The organism is Pseudomonas sp. S35 (assembly GCF_009866765.1).
Classification (GTDB): Bacteria; Pseudomonadota; Gammaproteobacteria; order Pseudomonadales; family Pseudomonadaceae; genus Aquipseudomonas.
Genome location: NZ_CP019431.1, coordinates 5188931 through 5208019, shown reverse-complemented (window position 1 = coordinate 5208019; position 19089 = coordinate 5188931). Strand labels below are relative to the sequence as shown.

Sequence of the window (19089 nt, the reverse complement as noted above, 5' to 3'; positions counted from 1 at the left end):
ATGGATCTGCAAGACCGCGTCACCGACCTGGAAAGCCGCCTGGCCTTCCAGGACGACACCATCGAGACCCTCAATGACATCCTGGTCGCTCAGCAGCGTGCGGTTGAACGCCTGCAATTGCAGATGACGGCGTTGCTTAAGCGTCAGGAAGAAATGGGCGGGCAGTTCGAGTCATCCGAAGAAGAAGCGCCGCCGCCTCACTATTGATCGGCAGGCAACAAAAAACCGCGATCCAGCCAGGCTGAATCGCGGTTTTTTTTGCAGCGAAGGCTGGAGTCAGCGACGCGGCAGTGCAGCGATCACGTCTTCGGCTTGCAGGCCTTTGTCGCGATTCATGACGGAGAACTCCACACGCTGGCCTTCCACCAGGACGCGATGACCTTCGCCGCGAATGGCCCGGAAGTGGACGAAGATATCGTCGCCCGAATCACGGGAAATAAAGCCGAAGCCTTTGGACGTGTTGAACCACTTGACGGTACCGGTATCGCGGTTGGTCATGTCGTAGTTTTGCGATGCGGCCGCCGGGGACGAGCGGTAGAAGCTGATGGCCAGGTGAAGAGCAATGGCAACCACAGCAATCACCAGGCTGAGCAGGATGGCCGGGTGGCCGCCGACTTCAGGCATAGGGGCCAGGAGGGTGAGGGTTTGGACGACAACGGTCAGTACCAGCAGCGCGCTGACCAGGTTTTGCAGTTGATGACGCGTGCCTTTGTTCCAGTAAGGGATTACGGGTGCGAGCGTCAGGTTAAGAAGGCCGAACAAGGCCAGGTACAAAGCATCATGCTGTTGCAGGTAGGGCAGGCTTTCAGGCTGCAGGCTTGGGATAAAGGACAGCAGCAGAGCTGCAACGCCCGTTAGCAGGTGGACGATTTTCAACATTTTGATTAACTCACGTTAAGACGGATCACAAGGAAGAGCTGACTGGCACGGTTCGCTTCTGAACAATGGGAGGCGTTGGGCACGTGCGTTGGTATCAGCCTATGCCGCGCGCCGTGGAAATAACGGCGGCAGCACGCCCTCTATTTAACAGCAAAGGCCGTGCCTACTCAAATCAAGCATTGCCCGGTGTTGCAAGGCTTTGGGCATTTCTGCGTCAAATGCTTGTGCTAGACAGGTGCGCGTGTTTTGAGCGGGCTGCAGGCAAAATTCCTACCCAGCTTGAGGGCTTGCCTGTGAAGGTAATTTAGGCAGTGCAGGGCAATTTGCCGCACCTTACCCCTGTCGGGCTGCGCATCAGCGGCTCTCTTGCTAGAGTGGGTCTGCACCTGCTCAATAAATGCTTGTCAATTGAAGGGGATGAACATGGCAATCGATATCGGTATCAGTGAAGAAGATCGTAAATCCATCGTCGATGGGCTTTCACGACTGCTTTCCGATACCTATGTACTGTACCTGAAGACCCACAACTTCCACTGGAACGTCACGGGGCCGATGTTTCGCACGCTGCACTTGATGTTCGAGGAGCAGTACAACGAACTCGCGCTGGCGGTTGACTCCATTGCCGAGCGTATCCGCGCCCTGGGTTTCCCGGCCCCGGGTGCCTATTCGGTCTATGCCCGTCTGTCTTCTATCAAGGAAGAAGAGGGCGTACCCAGCGCAGAAGAGATGATCAAGCAGCTGGTAGCGGGCCAGGAGGCGGTCACACGCACCGCGCGCGGCATTTTTCCATTGCTCGACAAAGTCAGTGATGAGCCGACAGCTGACCTGCTGACCCAGCGCATGCAAGTGCATGAGAAAACCGCCTGGATGCTGCGCTCCCTGCTCGAAGCCAAGTAAGTACAAGCCTGAGCGGCGCCGCCCTGGCGTCGCTCGCCTGTTTCTGCGCGCTTGCTAGCGTTGTCCTACAACCATCAACTCCGCGTCTTCTGGCTGTGCCCCGCGCTCCTGCTGTTCCATAGGCCCATCGCCCAATGGGAGTGACCCGTGGGCCAGTGTTTGGCAATGGAGTGTCAGGTGTATGTCATGCGGAGTGGGTAGTGGAGTGATGGAAACCTGCGGTTTTCATAAGATAAAGGTCGATCCGTTTTCCAAAGGGTTCGATATGGGGCTGGCCAGGCCATTGTCCCGATCAGTCAGGCTCAATGGTTTTTCAACCTGTCTGCGTCTGGAGCAGATCTATTGGAACATCCTCACGGAAATAGCCAGGCTCAATGCCTGTTCGGTCAGTGCGTTGCTGTCCTACGTCGATCGGGAGGTGCACTTGCGGTATGGCGGCGTGAAGAACTTCAGTGGGCTGGTGAGGGTGGTGTGCGTGGTTCACCTGTTAAAAGGCCGTGCGGCCTCGCCTGACGCGGAGTGAATCGGTGGTTCCGGGGCCTGCCCGCTGTGCAGAAGGGCAAGGCTCCGGGCAGAAAGCCGGCTGCGCTGCCTCGATTTACCAGATATAATCCCGCGCTTTGCTGCGCATGCCTGGGCTTCGCCTCAGGGGCAGGCGTGGCGCAGTAACGATCTGATCGCCGAGACATCGCCATGCCCATGTACGACTATCAATGTGCCTCCTGTGGTCATCAGTTGGAAGCCATTCAGAAGATCAGCGCAGCGCCGCTGGTCGATTGCCCAGCCTGCCAGGCGCCCGAGCTCAAGAAGATGTTGTCCATGCCAGGCTTCCGCCTGAGCGGCAGCGGCTGGTACGAGACCGACTTCAAGACCGGCTCGAAGAAGAACTTGGCGGGCGGCGACAAAGCAGACTGAGTTGAACTCTACGCGCAGGCTCCTGCATTATCCGTCCCCTGCTTTAATGTACGGTGACGAGGCAGGCCTCCACCGAATTACGAATTACGAGAAGTGAAACCACGACCATGATGCGCAGCCACTATTGCGGCCAACTGAACGAGACCCTGGAAGGTCAGGAAATTACCCTTTGCGGATGGGTTCACCGTCGCCGCGACCACGGCGGGGTGATCTTCCTCGATATCCGTGATCGTGATGGCCTGGCCCAAGTAGTGTTCGACCCGGACCGCGCCGAGAGCTTCGCCGCCGCTGACCGTGTGCGCAGCGAGTACGTGGTGAAGATCACCGGCAAGGTGCGCCTGCGTCCGGCCGGTGCGGTGAACAAGAACATGGCGTCCGGCGGCATCGAAGTGCTGGGCTACGAGCTTGAAGTGCTGAACGAGTCGGAAACCCCGCCGTTCCCACTCAACGAATACTCCGACGTTGGCGAAGAAACCCGCCTGCGCTACCGGTTCCTGGACCTGCGTCGTCCGGAAATGGCCGAGAAGCTGCGTCTGCGTTCGCGCATGACCACCAGCATCCGTCGCTTCCTCGACGAGAACGGCTTCCTCGATGTAGAAACGCCGATCCTGACCCGGGCCACCCCGGAAGGTGCACGTGACTACCTGGTGCCTAGCCGCACCCACGCCGGTTCGTTCTTTGCCTTGCCGCAATCGCCGCAGCTGTTCAAGCAACTGCTGATGGTCGCCGGTTTCGACCGTTACTACCAGATCGCCAAGTGCTTCCGCGACGAAGACCTGCGCGCCGACCGCCAGCCGGAATTCACCCAGATCGACATCGAGACCAGTTTCCTCGATGAAAAAGAGATCATGGGCCTGACCGAGCAAATGATCCGCAACCTGTTCAAGGAAGTGCTGGACCTGGAATTCGGCGAGTTCCCGCACATGACCTTCGAAGAAGCCATGCGCCGCTACGGTTCCGACAAACCAGACCTGCGTAACCCGCTGGAGCTGGTGGACGTAGCCGACCAACTGAAAGAAGTCGACTTCAAGGTGTTCAGCGGCCCGGCCAACGACCCTAAATGCCGCATCGCCGCCCTGCGCGTGCCTGGTGGCGCGAGCATGCCGCGCAAGCAGATCGACGACTACACCAAGTTCGTCGGCATCTACGGTGCCAAGGGCCTGGCGTACATCAAGGTCAACGAGCGCGCCAACGGTGTTGACGGTCTGCAATCGCCGATCGTGAAAAACATTCCGCTGGACAACCTCAACGCAATCCTCGATCGCGTGGGCGCAGTGGATGGCGACATCGTGTTCTTTGGTGCCGACAAGGCCAAGATCGTCAGCGAAGCCCTGGGCGCGCTGCGCATCAAGCTGGGCCACGACCTGGACTTGCTGACCTGCAAGTGGGCGCCGATGTGGGTCGTTGACTTCCCGATGTTCGAAGAGAACGACGACGGTAGCTTCAGCGCCTTGCACCACCCGTTCACCGCGCCGAAGTGCTCGCCCGAAGAGTTGGAAGCCAACCCTGCAGGCGCGTTGTCCCGTGCCTACGACATGGTGCTCAACGGCACTGAACTCGGCGGCGGTTCGATCCGTATCCACCGCAAGGAGATGCAGCAAGCGGTCTTCCGCCTGTTGGGCATCAATGAAGCGGAACAGGAAGAGAAGTTCGGCTTCCTGCTCGACGCCCTGAAATACGGTGCACCGCCCCACGGTGGCCTGGCCTTCGGCCTGGACCGTCTGGTGATGCTGATGACTGGCGCCCAGTCGATCCGTGAAGTGATCGCCTTCCCGAAAACCCAGAGTGCTGCGGACGTCATGACCCAGGCACCGGGTGTGGTGGATGCCAAGGCATTGCGCGAGCTGCATATCCGTTTGCGCGAGACGCCAAAGGCTGAGTAAGGCTGCTGCGTGAAAGCGCGATAAAGTGGTAGGCAGTCAAAAAGGCGCATCTTCGGATGCGCCTTTGCGTTTAAAAGAGGGAATTCCTGCCTGGGGCGGGATTGATCAAGGTTTCTAGAGAATTTCGGAGTTGTGTTATGGCTGGCCATTCCAAGTGGGCGAACATCAAGCACCGCAAAGAGCGTCAGGATGCCAAGAAAGGCAAGATTTTCACCAAGTGGATCCGCGAGCTGACCGTCGCTGCCCGTCAGGGCGGTGGTGACCCGGGTTCCAACCCGCGTCTGCGTTTGGCGTTGGACAAGGCGTTGGGCGCCAACATGAGTCGCGACATCATCGACCGCGCCGTGGCCCGTGGTGCTGGCGCTGCCGACACCGACGACATGGTCGAGCTGACCTACGAGGGCTACGGTCCGGGTGGCGTGGCGGTGATGGTCGAGTGCATGACCGACAACCGTAACCGCACGGCCGCCGCCGTGCGCCATGCGTTCAGCAAGTGTGGCGGCAACCTCGGTACCGACGGTTCGGTGGCCTACCTGTTCGAGCGCAAGGGCCAGATCTCCTTCGCGCCGGGTGTGGATGAGGATGCGCTGATGGAAGCGGCGATGGAGGCAGATGCCGACGACGTCGTCACCAATGACGATGGCTCGATCGACGTGTTTACCTCGTTTGCCAGCTTCTACGCCGTGCGTAACGCGCTCGAGGCTGCCGGTTTCAAAGGTACGGACGCTGAAATCGTGATGCTGCCGACCACCAGCGCCGAGTTGGACCTGGATGGTGCGCAAAAAGTGCTCAAGCTGCTGGATATGCTCGAAGACCTGGATGACGTGCAGAATGTGTATTCCAATGCCGACATCCCCGAATCGGTAGCCGAGCAGCTCACCTGAAGGACGATGTAGATCAAAATGTGGGAGCGGGCTTGCTCGCGAAGGCGGTGCGTCAGTTATAGATGCATGAACTGATACACCGCCTTCGCGAGCAAGCCCCCTCCCACATTGGATTTTCCCTGTATCAAAATTGTTTTCATCCAACCCGCAGGCGTTATGACTTTAATCCTAGGTATCGACCCCGGTTCGCGCATCACCGGTTTTGGTGTGGTGCAACACACCCCGCGCGGCTGCGTCTACGTCGCTTCGGGCTGCATCCGCACTGGCGCCGGCGAGTTGGCTGAGCGCCTGCAGATTGTCTATCGCGGCGTGCGTGAAGTGATCCAGACCTACGGGCCGGTGACCATGGGCATCGAAAAAGTCTTCATGGCCAAGAACGCCGACTCGGCATTGAAACTCGGCCAGGCCCGTGGCGCTGCCATCGTCGCAGGGGCCGAGGAGGGCATGGAAATCGCCGAGTACACGGCGACCCAGGTCAAACAGGCCGTGGTCGGCACCGGCGCTGCCAATAAAGAGCAGGTGCAGATGATGGTCATGCACATGCTCAAGCTCACCTCAAAACCGCAGATCGACGCCTCCGACGCCCTGGCCATTGCCATTTGCCATGCGCACACCCGTTCAAGCCTGTTGCCTCACGGGTTGGGCACGGCACGCAGTCGTGGCGGGCGCCTGCGTCTCTGATAGCATCAGCGCAATCGTATTTTCCGGTCAGGCCTATGATCTGACCCTCAAGCTTTAAGGATCTGAACCGTGATTGGACGCTTGCGCGGCACCCTGGCTGAGAAACAGCCGCCGCACCTGATTCTGGATGTAAACGGGTTGGGGTATGAGCTGGAAGTGCCCATGACCACCCTGTACCGCCTACCATCGGTCGGTGAGCCGATAACACTGCACACCCATTTGGTGGTGCGCGAAGATGCGCAATTGCTCTATGGTTTCATTGGCAAGCGCGACCGCGACTTCTTTCGCGAATTGATCCGCCTCAATGGCGTAGGGCCGAAACTGGCGCTGGCGTTGATGTCGAGCCTGGAAGTGGACGAGTTGGTGCGGGCTGTTTCAGCCCAGGACACTTCGGCCCTGACCAAGGTGCCGGGTGTCGGCAAGAAAACCGCCGAGCGCCTGCTGGTGGAACTCAAGGACCGCTTCAAGGCCTGGGAAGTCGTCCCGAGCATGTTCGCCCTGGTGCCGAACCAGCCGGACATGCCGGCGGGCCAGGTGGCGAGCGCCGAAAGTGATGCGGTCAGCGCGCTGATCTCTCTGGGCTACAAGCCGCAGGAAGCCAGCAAGGCGGTGTCAGCCATCAAGGACAAGAACCTGAGCAGTGAAGACATGATCCGCCGTGCCCTGAAGGGAATGATTTAAGTGATAGAAGCTGACCGTCTGATTGCGGCCACCGGCCCGCGTGACCGTGAAGAAGTCCAGGACCGGGCCATCCGCCCCCTGAGCCTGGCCGACTACATCGGCCAGCCCACCGTGCGTGAGCAGATGGAGTTGTTTATCCAGGCCGCGCGCGGGCGCAGTGAGTCCCTGGACCACACGCTGATCTTCGGCCCGCCGGGGTTGGGTAAAACCACCCTGGCCAACATCATTGCCCAGGAAATGGGCGTGTCGATCAAGTCCACCTCCGGCCCGGTGCTGGAGCGTCCAGGTGACTTGGCGGCGCTGCTGACCAACCTTGAACCTCACGACGTATTGTTTATCGATGAAATCCACCGGCTGTCGCCCATCGTCGAGGAAGTGCTGTACCCGGCGATGGAAGACTTCCAGCTCGACATCATGATCGGCGAAGGCCCGGCGGCGCGCTCGATCAAGCTCGACCTGCCGCCGTTCACGCTAGTGGGCGCGACCACCCGTGCGGGCATGCTGACCAACCCATTGCGAGACCGTTTCGGCATTGTTCAACGTCTGGAGTTCTATAGCACGGCGGACCTGGCGACGATCGTCAGTCGTTCGGCGAGCATCCTCGGCTTGCCGCTGGACCCGGAAGGTGCGTTTGAGATTGCGCGCCGGGCCCGTGGCACGCCACGGATCGCCAACCGTTTGTTGCGCCGCGTGCGTGATTTTGCCGAAGTGCGGGCCAAGGGGCATATCACCAAGGCCGTGGCTGACCTGGCCCTGAACCTGTTGGACGTGGACGAGCATGGCTTCGATCACCAGGATCGACGTCTACTCTTGACCATGATCGAAAAATTCGACGGTGGCCCGGTGGGCGTCGACAGCCTGGCTGCGGCCATCAGTGAAGAGCGCCACACCATCGAGGATGTGCTGGAGCCGTATCTGATCCAACAAGGTTACATAATGCGTACCCCGAGGGGGCGAGTAGTCACACGCCACGCCTATCTGCACTTCGGGTTAAACATTCCGTCACGATTGGGCGAGATGCCTGTAGTAGACGAATTCCTTGATGCAGTGGACGATTAAAAGCTTCACGCCAGACGATTTATCCGAGGTTTGTGCTGTCCTAGTGGCTGGTGTCGTCATTCAGTCAGTAGAAATGTTTCGTACAACGAAAAAACAGTTGCCCAGCCGGATTGGCAACCTGAGGAGTAAGCACTAGAGTATGCGCGCGCAAAACGGGGATCAGTCGTTCGCACATCGTTGTCGCGTTTATTACGAGGACACCGATGCTGGCGGCATCGTTTATTACGTCAACTACCTCAAGTTCATGGAGCGGGCTCGAACCGAGCGGCTACGGGAGCTGGGCTTTGCCCAATCCCAGCTGGCAGGGGAGGACCTGTTATTCGTCGTGCATTCCAGCGAGGCGCGTTATCACGCTCCGGCGCGACTGGACGACGAGCTGCTGGTCAGCGCTGAAGTAATCGAATTGAACCGTGCCAGCCTGCGTTTCAAGCAGCAGGTCAGGCGGGCAACGGATGCAACGCTGCTCTGTGAGGGGCAGTTCCTGGTGGCGTGTGTGCGCACCAACAGTTTGAAACCTCGGGCCATTCCCGAAACTCTACGTGCGGCCTTTGCCGCCGTGAGCGGCGCGGGTAAACAATCAAAGCAGGAGATTTAGCGTGGAACCTACCGTCGTCGACCATTCCTCCATGTGGAGCCTGGTCAGCAATGCCAGTGTTGTGGTTCAACTGGTGATGCTGATCCTGGTAGCCGCATCGGTTACCTCTTGGGTCATGATTTTTCAGCGCAGCAACCTGCTGCGTGCCGGTCGACGTGCCCTGGAGAGCTTTGAAGAGCGCTTCTGGTCCGGTATCGACCTGTCCAAGCTGTATCGCCAGGCCGGCAGCAACCCGGACCCGGACTCGGGCGTCGAGCAGATCTTCCGTGCCGGCTTCAAGGAGTTCTCCCGTCTGCGCCAACAACCGGGTGTTGATCCGGAAGCGGTGATGGAAGGCGTGGCCCGCGCCATGCGCGTCGCCATCTCCCGCGAAGAAGAGAAGCTTGAGCAAAGCCTGCCGTTCCTTGCCACCGTAGGCTCCGTCAGCCCGTATATCGGCCTGTTCGGTACCGTTTGGGGGATCATGAACTCCTTCCGCGGCCTGGCCCAGGCCCAGCAAGCTACCTTGGCCACTGTGGCCCCGGGTATCGCCGAAGCCCTGATCGCCACCGCGATTGGCCTGTTCGCCGCTATCCCCGCAGTAATCGCCTACAACCGTTTTGCCGCTCGCGGCGAAAACCTGATTGGCCGTTACTACACCTTCGCCGATGAATTCCAGGCGATCCTGCACCGTAAAGTGCACACCAGCGAAGAATAAGCAGGTACTCCCCGATGGCTTTAATCACTCGAGCTCGAACCAAGCGCAAGCCGGTCGCCGAGATGAACGTAGTGCCTTACATCGACGTGATGCTGGTGCTGCTGGTGATCTTCATGGTGACCGCGCCGATGCTCAACCAGGGCGTGAAGGTTGATCTGCCCAAGGTTTCCAGCGAAGCCTTGCCCCAGGACAACAACACCCAGGTGCTGACCATCTCGATCAAGGCTGACAAGACCTATTATTGGAACCTTGGCAGCGAAGTCGACACTCAGAAGCAGCAGGACAAGGCCCTGACCCTGCCGGCGATGACTGATGCCGTGACCAAGATCATTCGCTCCGGTAACGAAGGTGGCAAGCACACCCAGGTGTTCATTCGCGGTGACAAGTCGGTCGACTATGGCTCCGTCATGGGCGCCATGGGCGGGCTGCAGAAGGCCGGCGTCGGTAACGTTGGCTTGATTACCGAGGCGCCCTGATGCAGCAACAGCGAGAGCCGTCCGCCTCGGAAAGTTACTTCTGGCCTAGCGTCTGGGCAATTGCCCTGCACGTCCTGGTGTTTGGCATGCTGTTCGTCAGCTTTGCCATGACCCCGGACCTGCCGCCAGCCAAGCCGATCGTGCAGGCGACCCTGTATCAGCTGAAATCGAAAAGTCAGGCCACCACCCAGACCAATCAGAAGATTGCGGGTGAGGCCCAGAAGTCGGCTGCGCGCCAGACTGAAGTCGAGCAGATGGAACAGAAGAAGGTCGAGCAGGAAGCGGTGAAGGCTGCTGCGGAACAAAAGAAAGAAGAGGCGGCTCAAAAGGCCGAGGAATCGAAAAAGGCTGACGAAGCGAAGAAGGCTGACGAGGCGAAAAAGGCTGATGAAGCCAAGAAGTCCGAGAAAGCTGCCGAAGCTAAAAAGGCTGAAGAGAAACAATTGGCTGATATAGCCAAGAAGAAATCTGAAGAAGAAGCGAAAAAAGCTGCCGAAGAAGAGGCCAAGAAACAGGCCGCTGAAGACGCCAAGAAAAAGATTGTCGAAGACGCGAAGAAGAAAGCCGCCGAAGACGCCAAGAAAAAAGCTGAAGCAGACGAGGCGAAGAAGAAAATCGCCGACGACGCGAAGAAGAAAGCTGCCGCCGACGCCACCAAGAAAAAGGCCCAGGAAGCAGCGCGCAAATCCGCCGAAGAGAAAAAGGCCCAGGCCTTGGCAGATTTGCTCTCCGACACGCCGCAGCGTCAGCAAGCCTTGGCCGATGAGCGTGGCGATGAAGTCGCGGGCAGTTTCGACGACCTGATTCGGGCACGGGCAGCAGAAGGCTGGACACGTCCACCTTCGGCACGCAAAGGCATGACAGTAGTGCTGCAGATCGGCATGTTGCCGGACGGTACGGTGACCTCGGTCAGTGTGGCCAAGTCCAGTGGTGACGGTTCGTTCGACAGTTCGGCGGTTGCCGCGGTCAAGAACATTGGCCGGTTGACCGAGATGCAGGGAATGAAACCAAGCGACTTCGCTCCCTATCGTTCATTCAAGATGACATTCACACCTGAGGATCTAGCCTTGTGAGAAACCTTCTTCGAGGAATGCTTGTCGTTATTTGCTGTATGGCAGGGATAGCGGCGGCGGATGAAAAAAACATCCTGGTAACCAGCGGTAGCGACCGGGCCACCCCGATCGCGGTTGTACCGTTCGGTTGGCAGGGCGGCAGCGTGTTGCCGGACGACATGGCCCAGATCGTCAGCGACGACCTGCGCAACTCCGGCTACTACGCGCCGATTCCAAAGGGCAACATGATCAGCCAGCCGAACCAGGCCAGCGAAGTCGTGTTCCGTGACTGGAAAGCGGTGGGCGCGCAGTACCTGATGGTCGGCAACATCGTGCCGGCCGGCGGTCGTCTGCAAATCCAATACACCTTGTTCAACGTCGCGACCGAGCAGCAGGTCCTGACCGGCAGCGTTTCGGGCACCACCGAACAACTGCGGGACATGGCCCACTACATCTCGGACCAGTCGTTTGAAAAACTCACCGGCATCAAGGGGGCGTTCTCGACACGCCTGCTTTATGTAACGGCTGAGCGTTTTTCTGTGGATAACACGCGCTACACCTTGCAGCGCTCGGACTACGACGGTGCACGCGCGGTGACCTTGCTGCAATCGCGTGAGCCAATCCTGTCGCCGCGCTTTGCGCCGGACGGCAAGCGTATTGCCTACGTGTCTTTCGAACAGAAGCGTCCGCGTATCTTCGTCCAGCACATCGATACTGGCCGTCGTGAGCAGATCACAAACTTCGAAGGCCTCAACGGTGCGCCAGCCTGGTCGCCGGATGGTTCGCGCCTGGCTTTTGTACTGTCTAAAGACGGCAACCCGGATATCTACGTGATGAACATGGCTTCGCGCCAGATCAACCGCGTGACCAGTGGCCCGGGCATCAACACTGAACCGTTCTGGGGCAAGGATGGTTCAACCATCTATTTCACCTCTGACCGGGGCGGCAAGCCACAAATCTACAAATCGAGCGTTAGTGGTGGCGGCGCGGAACGAGTGACCTTTATTGGTAACTACAACGCCAACCCTAAGCTTTCGGCTGATGAAAAGACGTTGGTGATGATTCACCGTCAGGATGGTTTCACTAATTTCCGGGTTGCGGCCCAGGATTTGCAGCGCGGAACCGTAAAAATCCTCACAGATACCAACCTTGATGAGTCAGCTACTGTTGCGCCCAACGGCACCATGGTAATCTACGCCACCCGCCAGCAGGGCCGGGGAGTCTTGATGCTCGTGTCCATTAACGGACGCGTAAGGCTCCCGCTTCCTACCGCTCAAGGCGAAGTCAGAGAACCGTCCTGGTCCCCTTACCTGAACTGACGCGGCGCTACAAAAAGAAGTACTTAACACACTGGGGTTCATTAGGAGTTTCACGATGGAAATGCTGAAGTTTGGTAAGTTTGCTGCTCTGGCTCTGGCTCTGTCCGTAGCCGTTGGTTGCTCGTCTAAAGGCGGCGACAATGCCGGTGAAGGCGCAGCTGTTGATCCAAACGCTGGTTACGGCGCTAACACTGGTGCAGTTGACGGCTCCCTGAGCGAAGAAGCTGCTCTGCGCGCTATCACCACTTTCTACTTCGAATACGACAGTTCGGACCTGAAACCAGAAGCCATGCGCGCTCTGGACGTTCACGCGAAGGACCTGAAAGCTAACGGCGCTCGCGTTGTTCTGGAAGGTAACACCGACGAACGTGGTACTCGCGAGTACAACATGGCACTGGGCGAGCGTCGTGCGAAAGCCGTTCAGCGCTACCTGGTACTGCAAGGTGTTGCTCCAGGCCAACTGGAACTGGTTTCCTACGGTAAAGAGCGTCCAGTTGCTACTGGCCACGACGAGCAGTCCTGGGCTCAAAACCGTCGCGTCGAACTGCGTAAGTAATTCGTCATGCGAACGTGCCGTCGTGCTCTAACTGTATTGGCTCTCAGCTTCGCACCGCTTGCGGTGTGGGCTGCGGTTCCTGTGGAAGATAGCAATTCTGGCTATAACAATAGCGGGAGCAGCTATCCGCCAGCAGGTTATGGCACGAACGGCGCCTATGCTGGGGGGGCGGCTACGTCCGCTCCCTCGGCACAGGGCGAACTGTTCAACCAGCTGCAACGCATGCAGGATCAATTGGCGCAGCAACAAGGCACCATTGAAGTTCTGCAGAATGAAGTGCGTCAGCTCAAGCAAGAAGGCCTGGAGCGTTACCAGGATCTTGATCGACGTATAGGAGCCGGTGTTACACCTGCCGCTACTCCTGATAATTCTTCTGCCGGTGGCGCGCCAAGCGCCGCTGCCGGTGGTGCAGCAGCAGGGGCCGCAGCCCCTGCCGCCAGCAGCGAACCGGGTGATCCGGCGAAGGAAAAGCTGTATTACGATGCAGCCTTCGACCTGATCAAAGCCAAGGATTTCGACAAGGCCAGCAAGGCCTTTACCGCATTCCTGGGCCGTTACCCAAACAGCCAGTACGCGGGCAACGCCCAGTACTGGCTGGGTGAGGTGAACCTGGCAAAGGGTGATCTGCAGGGGGCAGGCCAGGCATTTGCCAAGGTCAGCCAGCTGTACCCCAAGCACGCCAAGGTGCCGGACTCGCTGTACAAACTCGCTGATGTAGAACGCCGCCTGGGTCATGCCGACAAGGTCAAAGGCATTCTGCAGCAGGTCGTTGCCCAATATCCGGGCACTTCTGCAGCACAGTTGGCTCAACGGGATCTGCAGCGCTTGTAAGCGACGCTGCCCGTTTAGAAGAAACCCGCGCCTGGCGCGGGTTTTTTCGTTAGAATCCACGCCCTTTTATGACACCCGCTTCCTGGGGCCTACGCGTTGGCGGGGTTCCTTGAAGTGCCTGACGGAGGCGGACAGCCTGTTTAGCTGTTACGCCCGTGGCGACTATGCAAGACACATTACGCATCACCGAAGTTTTTTACTCGTTACAGGGTGAAACGCGCACCGCTGGCCTGCCCACCGTATTTGTGCGCCTGACCGGCTGTCCCCTGCGTTGCCAATACTGCGACAGCGCCTACGCCTTCAGTGGCGGCACCGTGCGTACCCTCGAAGACATCCTTGAACAGGTTGCCGGCTACCGGCCGCGCTACGTCTGTGTGACCGGTGGCGAACCCCTGGCCCAGCCCAACGCCATTCCTTTGCTCAAGCAGTTGTGTGACGCCGGTTACGAGGTGTCCCTGGAAACCAGCGGCGCCTTGGATATCTCTGCGGTAGACCCGCGTGTAAGCCGAGTGGTCGACCTCAAGACCCCAGGCTCCAAGGAAGCACACCGCAACCTGTACGAGAATATCGACCTGCTGACGCCCAACGATCAGGTCAAGTTCGTCATCTGTTCCCGTGAGGATTACGACTGGGCCAACTCCAAGCTGATCCAGTACGGCCTTGATCGCCGCGCCGGTGAAGTGCTGTTCTCCCCCAGCCACCATGACCTGAACGCACGCGACCTGGCCGACTGGGTGGTTGCCGACAATTTGCCCGTGCGCTTGCAGTTGCAGCTGCATAAATACCTGTGGAACGACGAGCCGGGGCGCTGAGATGACGGATCAGAAGCGTGCAGTCATCCTGCTGTCCGGTGGTCTCGACTCCGCCACGTTGGTCGCCATGGTCCGAGCGCAAGGCTACAGTTGCTACACCATGAGCTTCGACTATGGCCAGCGCCATCGCGCCGAGTTGAACGCCGCTGCGCGTGTTGCCCACGACCTTGGTGTCGCCGAGCATAAGGTGATTGGCCTGAACTTAGGCGGCATGGGTGGTTCGGCCTTGACCGATAGCTCCATCGACCTGCCAGAGGCACCCACGCCAGGCATCCCGGTTACTTACGTGCCGGCACGCAACACCGTGTTCCTGTCCCTGGCCCTTGGCTGGGCCGAAGTGCTGAATGCCCGCGATATCTTTATCGGCGTCAACGCACTGGATTATTCCGGCTACCCGGACTGCCGCCCGGAGTTCGTCGAAGCCTTCGAACGCATGGCCAACCTGGCGACCAAGGCCAGCGTAGAAGGGCAGGGGTTTCGTATCCAGGCGCCGCTGCAAAACATGAGCAAGGCCGATATCGTGAAGGCTGGCGTAGGCCTTGGCGTCGATTATGCGCTGACCGTTTCCTGCTATCAGGCGGACGATAACGGCCGTGCGTGTGGGAAATGCGACAGCTGCCGACTGCGTGCAGAAGGCTTCCAAATGGCCGGAATTACGGACCCGACGCGTTATTTCTGATTTATTTCAAATAAGGTGTTGAATAATCCTTAGAAATCAGTATTATACGCGCCACAACACAGCGGGTCGTTAGCTCAGTTGGTAGAGCAGTTGGCTTTTAACCAATTGGTCGTAGGTTCGAATCCCACACGACCCACCATTTTTGGCGGTTTAGAAAATCCGGAAGGCCCACGCAAGTGAGGATTTCCGGGTTTTTTTTTGCCCGCGATTTGGTGAAGGTACGGGGCTGGAAGGTTTCGCAAAAGCCGATTCAACCTGTCAGGCATGCAGCCGTCTGAGGCTGAACGCAGTGTTGGCTTTACGTAAAATCCATAAAGTGCGTCAGATTTTTCTATTGCTTCATAAGTATCGGCGTCCAAGCGACTTAGAAACTATTCTAGCGTCAAAGTAATTGCGCTTGCTGATGCCTGTTGCGTCACGGAGTCGTGCTTTGGTTTTTAGGTGTCCGGGTAATCATTGTGGTTGTAGAGGGTGAGGAGGGTTGCTGCTTCCGATTTTCACTACTGATGAGGCCTTGTTTTATTAAGATACTCTTCCGTAGTTTTGCAGTGGCAAAGTTTTCGTGGCGATATGTACGGCACTTTGAGATTTATGTGATTATTATCTCAAGTAGTAACAAATTGGTGTTTTATTTTTTATGTCATGTGGTGGACTATGCCTGAACTTTGATTAACGATAGGTGATCGAATGAAGTCGGAGCTTTATGTTGCGCCAGTGCTCAATACAATATCTGGCGCAAAGTGTAATGCTGGTTTGGATGTATCGGAATTGTGTAAAGAGTCAATCCGTGGTCGGGATATTGTTGTGATAAACCCGTATTGTGCCGGGGGTGGTGATCATGAGTTGGCGAATAAAATTGGCAATATAGCGCTGGAGGAAGGTTGTAGGGTTACAGTTGTTCCTGTCAGTGTGGCAGATGCCTCTAAAGAGTTACCTCATCGCAATCCTAGTCTTGCTGGGGCGCACACTATTGGAGACTTGAATAATCCAATGTTTATCGTGTCGCCTGTTGGTATCCTACCAACCGAGGTGTTGCGAAAAAAACTTCAAGATATTCGTGATACCTATAACTTTAAATTGCAAGATGTCATGCTGGTTGAGGAAATGGATAGAACGGTCAGCGATCCTTCCTTAGGTTTGCCCGAGCGTGAGGGAATGTTGAAGGCGTTGGGTTTTCAAGTGGTAGAGTCAAAAAAGCTAGGGTTTTCCCAAGGGGCCATCGGTTATCTCCCCGTTGATAAGCACACGGTGCAAATGATCAAGGATCGTGTATCCCGTGAGTTGGGTAAACTGTTGGATGGCTATAATTTTTCGTTGCATGCTAACGCCAATTATAATTTGGCTTATATTAGTTCGGATGATGCAGTTTCAAATTCGAAAGTTTTTATTAATAATACCCTGGCTGATAGCGTGGGTGATGAGCGTGATGTCAACTATATAATGGTGTTGCGCAAGCTTGATAAGCAAATGGAGAAGAAGCTCGTTGCTGGTGTGGATGAGGTATTGAACTACCAAGAGGAAAATGTTTATGATTTTCCTTCGCTTTACTCCAATGTAAAAATTTACGTTGCGGACACTCGCGAGCATAGGCTTTCCTTGGAGAAAGATATTGTCGGTCAGGGGCGGCGGAATGTGAATATTGTGCTTGTTGATTTTTTGCCAAAGAATATTTTTCTGGATTTTGTGAGTCTTTCTCATTCGGGTATGGCGAGCGGTGATCAATCTCTGGGAGAATTTTTGTCGCTGACAGGAAAGGTGCCGTATTACGATATGCAGCCTTGGAAACTTCCCTTGGGGCGGTCGTTGTTAGATAAGGCTAAAGAGCAAGGTGGGGATGAGTTATTGCCTTTGGTAGCAAAAAAAATTCCAGGCAGTGCTTATTTGATTTCGCAGGAAGTTCCAATCTATACGCCGCATATCAATCGACCGGATGAACCGAAGGCAGTGACTGCCGCTCTAAGTAAGCTGGATAAGGATGTCAGTGCTCATACGGGCGATGGTCATATACGTAACTTTGTCCGCTCTGGTGCCCCAGGCTGACAGTCCCTCAGACCGACCTGCGCGCCCGTTTCGCAGGAGGACTGCCAGAACACCCGCACGCAGAAGTACGTCATGGGCAAACTGGTGGACGAGCGTGTTGTGCCCAAGGCTGCCTCGACCCAGCGCCACGACCTGGTGGTGCTGGAGTCCACCTTGACCGATGCCCTGGCGAACATGCATGTATCGGTCATGTTGCAGCAAGCGCCTTCTGCACTGACACACTGACAGCGGTTGTAAATAACGCGAAACTCCAAGTCCGGCGGTTCGCTTTTTTGTCCGATACATGCACTCGCAAATGCCAGATTAGGCTTTTGAAACCATTGGATATTCTGTAGCCTTGCGCAGCTTCACCCGTGCTTGATGAACACAATCACTTCGTCCGGCGGCGCCCGAAAGGCTCCAGAGCCGGTGGTACACTCGACTTTCGCGCAACTGCGCCTGCAGGTCTTGCGAACATGACGCACATTTCCGAACGCCTACTGGTTCAAGCCCACCTCGACGCCAAGCAGCCCAAGCCCCTCAGCGCCGATGAAGAGGCGAGCCTGCGCGCCGCCATCGCCGCCGAGCTCAAAGCTCAGGACGCGGTGCTGGTCGCCCACTTCTACTGTGACCCGGTGATCCAGGCCCTGGCTGAAGAAACCGGCGGCTGTGTCTCCGACTCCCTTGAGATGGCCCGCTTCGGCGCCGCGCACCCGGCCAAGACCGTATTGGTCGCCGGTGTACGTTTCATGGGCGAGACCGCCAAGATCCTCACCCCCGAAAAACGCATCCTCATGCCGACCCTGGAAGCCACCTGCTCCCTGGACCTTGGCTGCCCGGTGGATGAGTTCTCGGCCTTCTGCGACCAGCATCCCGAGCGTACCGTGGTGGTGTACGCCAACACTTCGGCGGCGGTCAAGGCCCGGGCCGATTGGGTGGTGACCTCCAGCTGCGCGCTGGAAATCGTCGAAAGCCTGATGGACAACGGCGAGACCATCATTTGGGGCCCGGACAAACACTTGGGCACCTACATCCAGCGCCAGACCGGTGCGGACATGCTGCTGTGGGACGGTGCGTGCATTGTCCACGAAGAGTTCAAGTCCAAGCAGTTGGAAGACATGAAGGCGCTGTACCCGGACGCGGCGATCCTGGTGCACCCGGAATCGCCGACGTCGGTGATCGAACTGGCCGACGCGGTGGGTTCCACCAGCCAGCTGATTGCAGCGGCACAGCGTCTGCCGAACAAGACCTTTATCGTCGCCACCGACCGCGGCATCTTCTACAAGATGCAGCAGCTGTGCCCGGACAAGGTCTTCGTCGAAGCCCCTACGGCCGGCAACGGCGCAGCGTGCCGCAGTTGCGCGCATTGCCCGTGGATGGCGATGAACACGCTGGAACGCACGTTGCAGTGCCTGCGTGAGGGCAGCAACGAGATCTTCGTCGAGCCTTCGGTGATTCCTCACGCCGTGCGCCCGCTCAAGCGTATGTTGGACTTTACCCAGGCTGCGCGTTTGAAGCTGGCCGGCAACGCCTGAGCCAGCTGTGAATACAGTCCAAATGTGGGAGAGGGCTTGCCCCCGATAGCGGTGTGACAGTCACAGGTGCATTGACTGAACCACTGCCATCGGGGCAAGCCCCCCCTCCCACATTTGGATCTTCAGTGTTCCTGGGGTTACTTTTTCTGCTTCGGGATGCGCACCAACTGCGTGTTTGAGTAGATGTCATGCCAGCCGCGTTTGTGCTTGTCGAACAACGCCCAGATAAACCCCAGCCCCACGCACAACCACGACGCAATCGACACCACGAAGCGCAGAAGCGCCTGCCACAGGCTGATGCGCGAACCGTCGGCGTTCTGCACGCGTACGCCCCACACCTGCATGCCCAGGGTCTGCCCGGAATGGGTCCAGAACTTGGCGAAGAAGCCGAACAACACAAAGAACAGAATCGTCGACAGCAACGGGTCGCCGTCCAAGGCGCCGGACTCGGTGAGGGTGCGCATCTTGGCTTCGCCCAAGAACGCCATCCACACCAGCTTGTAGATAAACGCAGTGACGATCAGCAGGGCGGTGCACAACAGGAAGTCATAGAACATCGCTGCCAGGCGGCGGCCCAGGCCAACGGCGGGGAACTCGCCTTGGGGGCTCAACAGGGGTTTGGGCATGGCAGGATTCTCT

At 57.7% G+C, this 19089-nt stretch carries 23 protein-coding genes and 1 tRNA gene; 22 read left to right on the top strand and 2 right to left on the bottom strand.

Translation table 11 applies throughout. From position 1 onward, the window contains the following. Entirely contained in the window at nucleotides 1-207 is a 207-nt protein-coding gene (locus PspS35_RS23420) for a SlyX family protein (protein WP_010169958.1), read from the top strand. A 69-nt stretch (nucleotides 208-276) separates the two neighbouring features. On the opposite strand, the gene PspS35_RS30590 is transcribed toward PspS35_RS23420, so the two are convergent. Then, nucleotides 277-879 (bottom strand): cold-shock protein, encoded by a 603-nt coding sequence (locus PspS35_RS30590; RefSeq protein ID WP_032890906.1) that lies wholly within the window; start codon nucleotides 877-879, stop codon nucleotides 277-279. Nucleotides 880-1302: 423 nt separating this feature from the next. On the opposite strand from PspS35_RS30590, the gene PspS35_RS23410 reads away from it, so the two are divergent. From PspS35_RS23410 to nadA, 21 genes are all read left to right on the top strand, one after another. Next, nucleotides 1303-1776 (top strand): Dps family protein, encoded by a 474-nt coding sequence (locus PspS35_RS23410; RefSeq protein ID WP_159936980.1) that lies wholly within the window; start codon nucleotides 1303-1305, stop codon nucleotides 1774-1776. Between the two features lie 181 nt (nucleotides 1777-1957). After that, nucleotides 1958-2299 carry a ribbon-helix-helix domain-containing protein gene (locus PspS35_RS23405; protein WP_159936979.1) on the top strand — a complete coding sequence of 114 codons (342 nt, stop codon included), beginning with the start codon at nucleotides 1958-1960 and terminating at the stop codon, nucleotides 2297-2299. Between the two features lie 170 nt (nucleotides 2300-2469). Continuing rightward, nucleotides 2470-2691, top strand: a complete 222-nt coding sequence (locus PspS35_RS23400) for a zinc ribbon domain-containing protein (protein ID WP_010208103.1) — start codon at nucleotides 2470-2472, stop codon at nucleotides 2689-2691. Between the two features lie 107 nt (nucleotides 2692-2798). Continuing rightward, a complete protein-coding gene (gene aspS / locus PspS35_RS23395; protein ID WP_159936978.1) occupies nucleotides 2799-4574 on the top strand; it encodes an aspartate--tRNA ligase in 1776 nt (591 codons plus the stop codon). A gap of 137 nt (nucleotides 4575-4711) precedes the next feature. After that, complete coding sequence (locus PspS35_RS23390; RefSeq protein WP_159936977.1) at nucleotides 4712-5458, top strand: YebC/PmpR family DNA-binding transcriptional regulator; 747 nt, start codon at nucleotides 4712-4714, stop codon at nucleotides 5456-5458. A 156-nt stretch (nucleotides 5459-5614) separates the two neighbouring features. Beyond that, a complete protein-coding gene (gene ruvC / locus PspS35_RS23385) occupies nucleotides 5615-6139 on the top strand; it encodes a crossover junction endodeoxyribonuclease RuvC (RefSeq protein WP_024077147.1) in 525 nt (174 codons plus the stop codon). Between the two features lie 69 nt (nucleotides 6140-6208). Next, nucleotides 6209-6820 carry a Holliday junction branch migration protein RuvA gene (gene ruvA / locus PspS35_RS23380; protein WP_003175802.1) on the top strand — a complete coding sequence of 204 codons (612 nt, stop codon included), beginning with the start codon at nucleotides 6209-6211 and terminating at the stop codon, nucleotides 6818-6820. Next, nucleotides 6821-7879 (top strand): Holliday junction branch migration DNA helicase RuvB, encoded by a 1059-nt coding sequence (gene ruvB, locus PspS35_RS23375; RefSeq protein WP_003175801.1) that lies wholly within the window; start codon nucleotides 6821-6823, stop codon nucleotides 7877-7879. It begins immediately after the preceding gene. 139 nt (nucleotides 7880-8018) lie between these two features. After that, entirely contained in the window at nucleotides 8019-8474 is a 456-nt protein-coding gene (gene ybgC, locus PspS35_RS23370) for a tol-pal system-associated acyl-CoA thioesterase (RefSeq protein WP_032890914.1), read from the top strand. A 1-nt stretch (nucleotide 8475) separates the two neighbouring features. Continuing rightward, on the top strand, nucleotides 8476-9171 hold the full coding sequence (gene tolQ, locus PspS35_RS23365) for a protein TolQ (protein ID WP_032890916.1): 696 nt from the start codon (nucleotides 8476-8478) through the stop codon (nucleotides 9169-9171). 23 nt (nucleotides 9172-9194) lie between these two features. Beyond that, entirely contained in the window at nucleotides 9195-9647 is a 453-nt protein-coding gene (tolR, locus tag PspS35_RS23360) for a protein TolR (protein WP_160384999.1), read from the top strand. After that, entirely contained in the window at nucleotides 9647-10720 is a 1074-nt protein-coding gene (tolA, locus tag PspS35_RS23355; RefSeq protein WP_159936976.1) for a cell envelope integrity protein TolA, read from the top strand. Before tolR ends, tolA begins: the two co-directional genes overlap by 1 nt. Nucleotides 10721-10737: 17 nt before the next feature. After that, nucleotides 10738-12018 (top strand): Tol-Pal system beta propeller repeat protein TolB, encoded by a 1281-nt coding sequence (gene tolB, locus PspS35_RS23350; protein ID WP_174244834.1) that lies wholly within the window; start codon nucleotides 10738-10740, stop codon nucleotides 12016-12018. A 55-nt stretch (nucleotides 12019-12073) separates the two neighbouring features. Then, complete coding sequence (pal, locus tag PspS35_RS23345) at nucleotides 12074-12574, top strand: peptidoglycan-associated lipoprotein Pal (RefSeq protein ID WP_003209827.1); 501 nt, start codon at nucleotides 12074-12076, stop codon at nucleotides 12572-12574. 6 nt (nucleotides 12575-12580) lie between these two features. Continuing rightward, a complete protein-coding gene (ybgF, locus tag PspS35_RS23340) occupies nucleotides 12581-13405 on the top strand; it encodes a tol-pal system protein YbgF (RefSeq protein WP_159936975.1) in 825 nt (274 codons plus the stop codon). Between the two features lie 164 nt (nucleotides 13406-13569). Next, nucleotides 13570-14217 (top strand): 7-carboxy-7-deazaguanine synthase QueE, encoded by a 648-nt coding sequence (gene queE / locus PspS35_RS23335; protein ID WP_159936974.1) that lies wholly within the window; start codon nucleotides 13570-13572, stop codon nucleotides 14215-14217. A 1-nt stretch (nucleotide 14218) separates the two neighbouring features. Beyond that, entirely contained in the window at nucleotides 14219-14896 is a 678-nt protein-coding gene (queC, locus tag PspS35_RS23330; RefSeq protein WP_159936973.1) for a 7-cyano-7-deazaguanine synthase QueC, read from the top strand. Nucleotides 14897-14959: 63 nt separating this feature from the next. Beyond that, a tRNA-Lys gene (locus tag PspS35_RS23325) sits at nucleotides 14960-15035 on the top strand. Between the two features lie 548 nt (nucleotides 15036-15583). Then, a complete protein-coding gene (locus PspS35_RS23320; RefSeq protein ID WP_159936972.1) occupies nucleotides 15584-16936 on the top strand; it encodes a hypothetical protein in 1353 nt (450 codons plus the stop codon). Between the two features lie 72 nt (nucleotides 16937-17008). Next, the gene (locus PspS35_RS23315) at nucleotides 17009-17161 is read left to right on the top strand and encodes a hypothetical protein (RefSeq protein WP_178123093.1); all 153 of its coding nucleotides are present in this window, start codon (nucleotides 17009-17011) and stop codon (nucleotides 17159-17161) included. A 230-nt stretch (nucleotides 17162-17391) separates the two neighbouring features. Further along, entirely contained in the window at nucleotides 17392-18450 is a 1059-nt protein-coding gene (gene nadA, locus PspS35_RS23310) for a quinolinate synthase NadA (RefSeq protein ID WP_159936971.1), read from the top strand. A gap of 137 nt (nucleotides 18451-18587) precedes the next feature. On the opposite strand, the gene PspS35_RS23305 is transcribed toward nadA, so the two are convergent. After that, nucleotides 18588-19076, bottom strand: a complete 489-nt coding sequence (locus PspS35_RS23305) for an RDD family protein (RefSeq protein ID WP_159936970.1) — start codon at nucleotides 19074-19076, stop codon at nucleotides 18588-18590. Nucleotides 19077-19089: the final 13 nt, after the last annotated feature.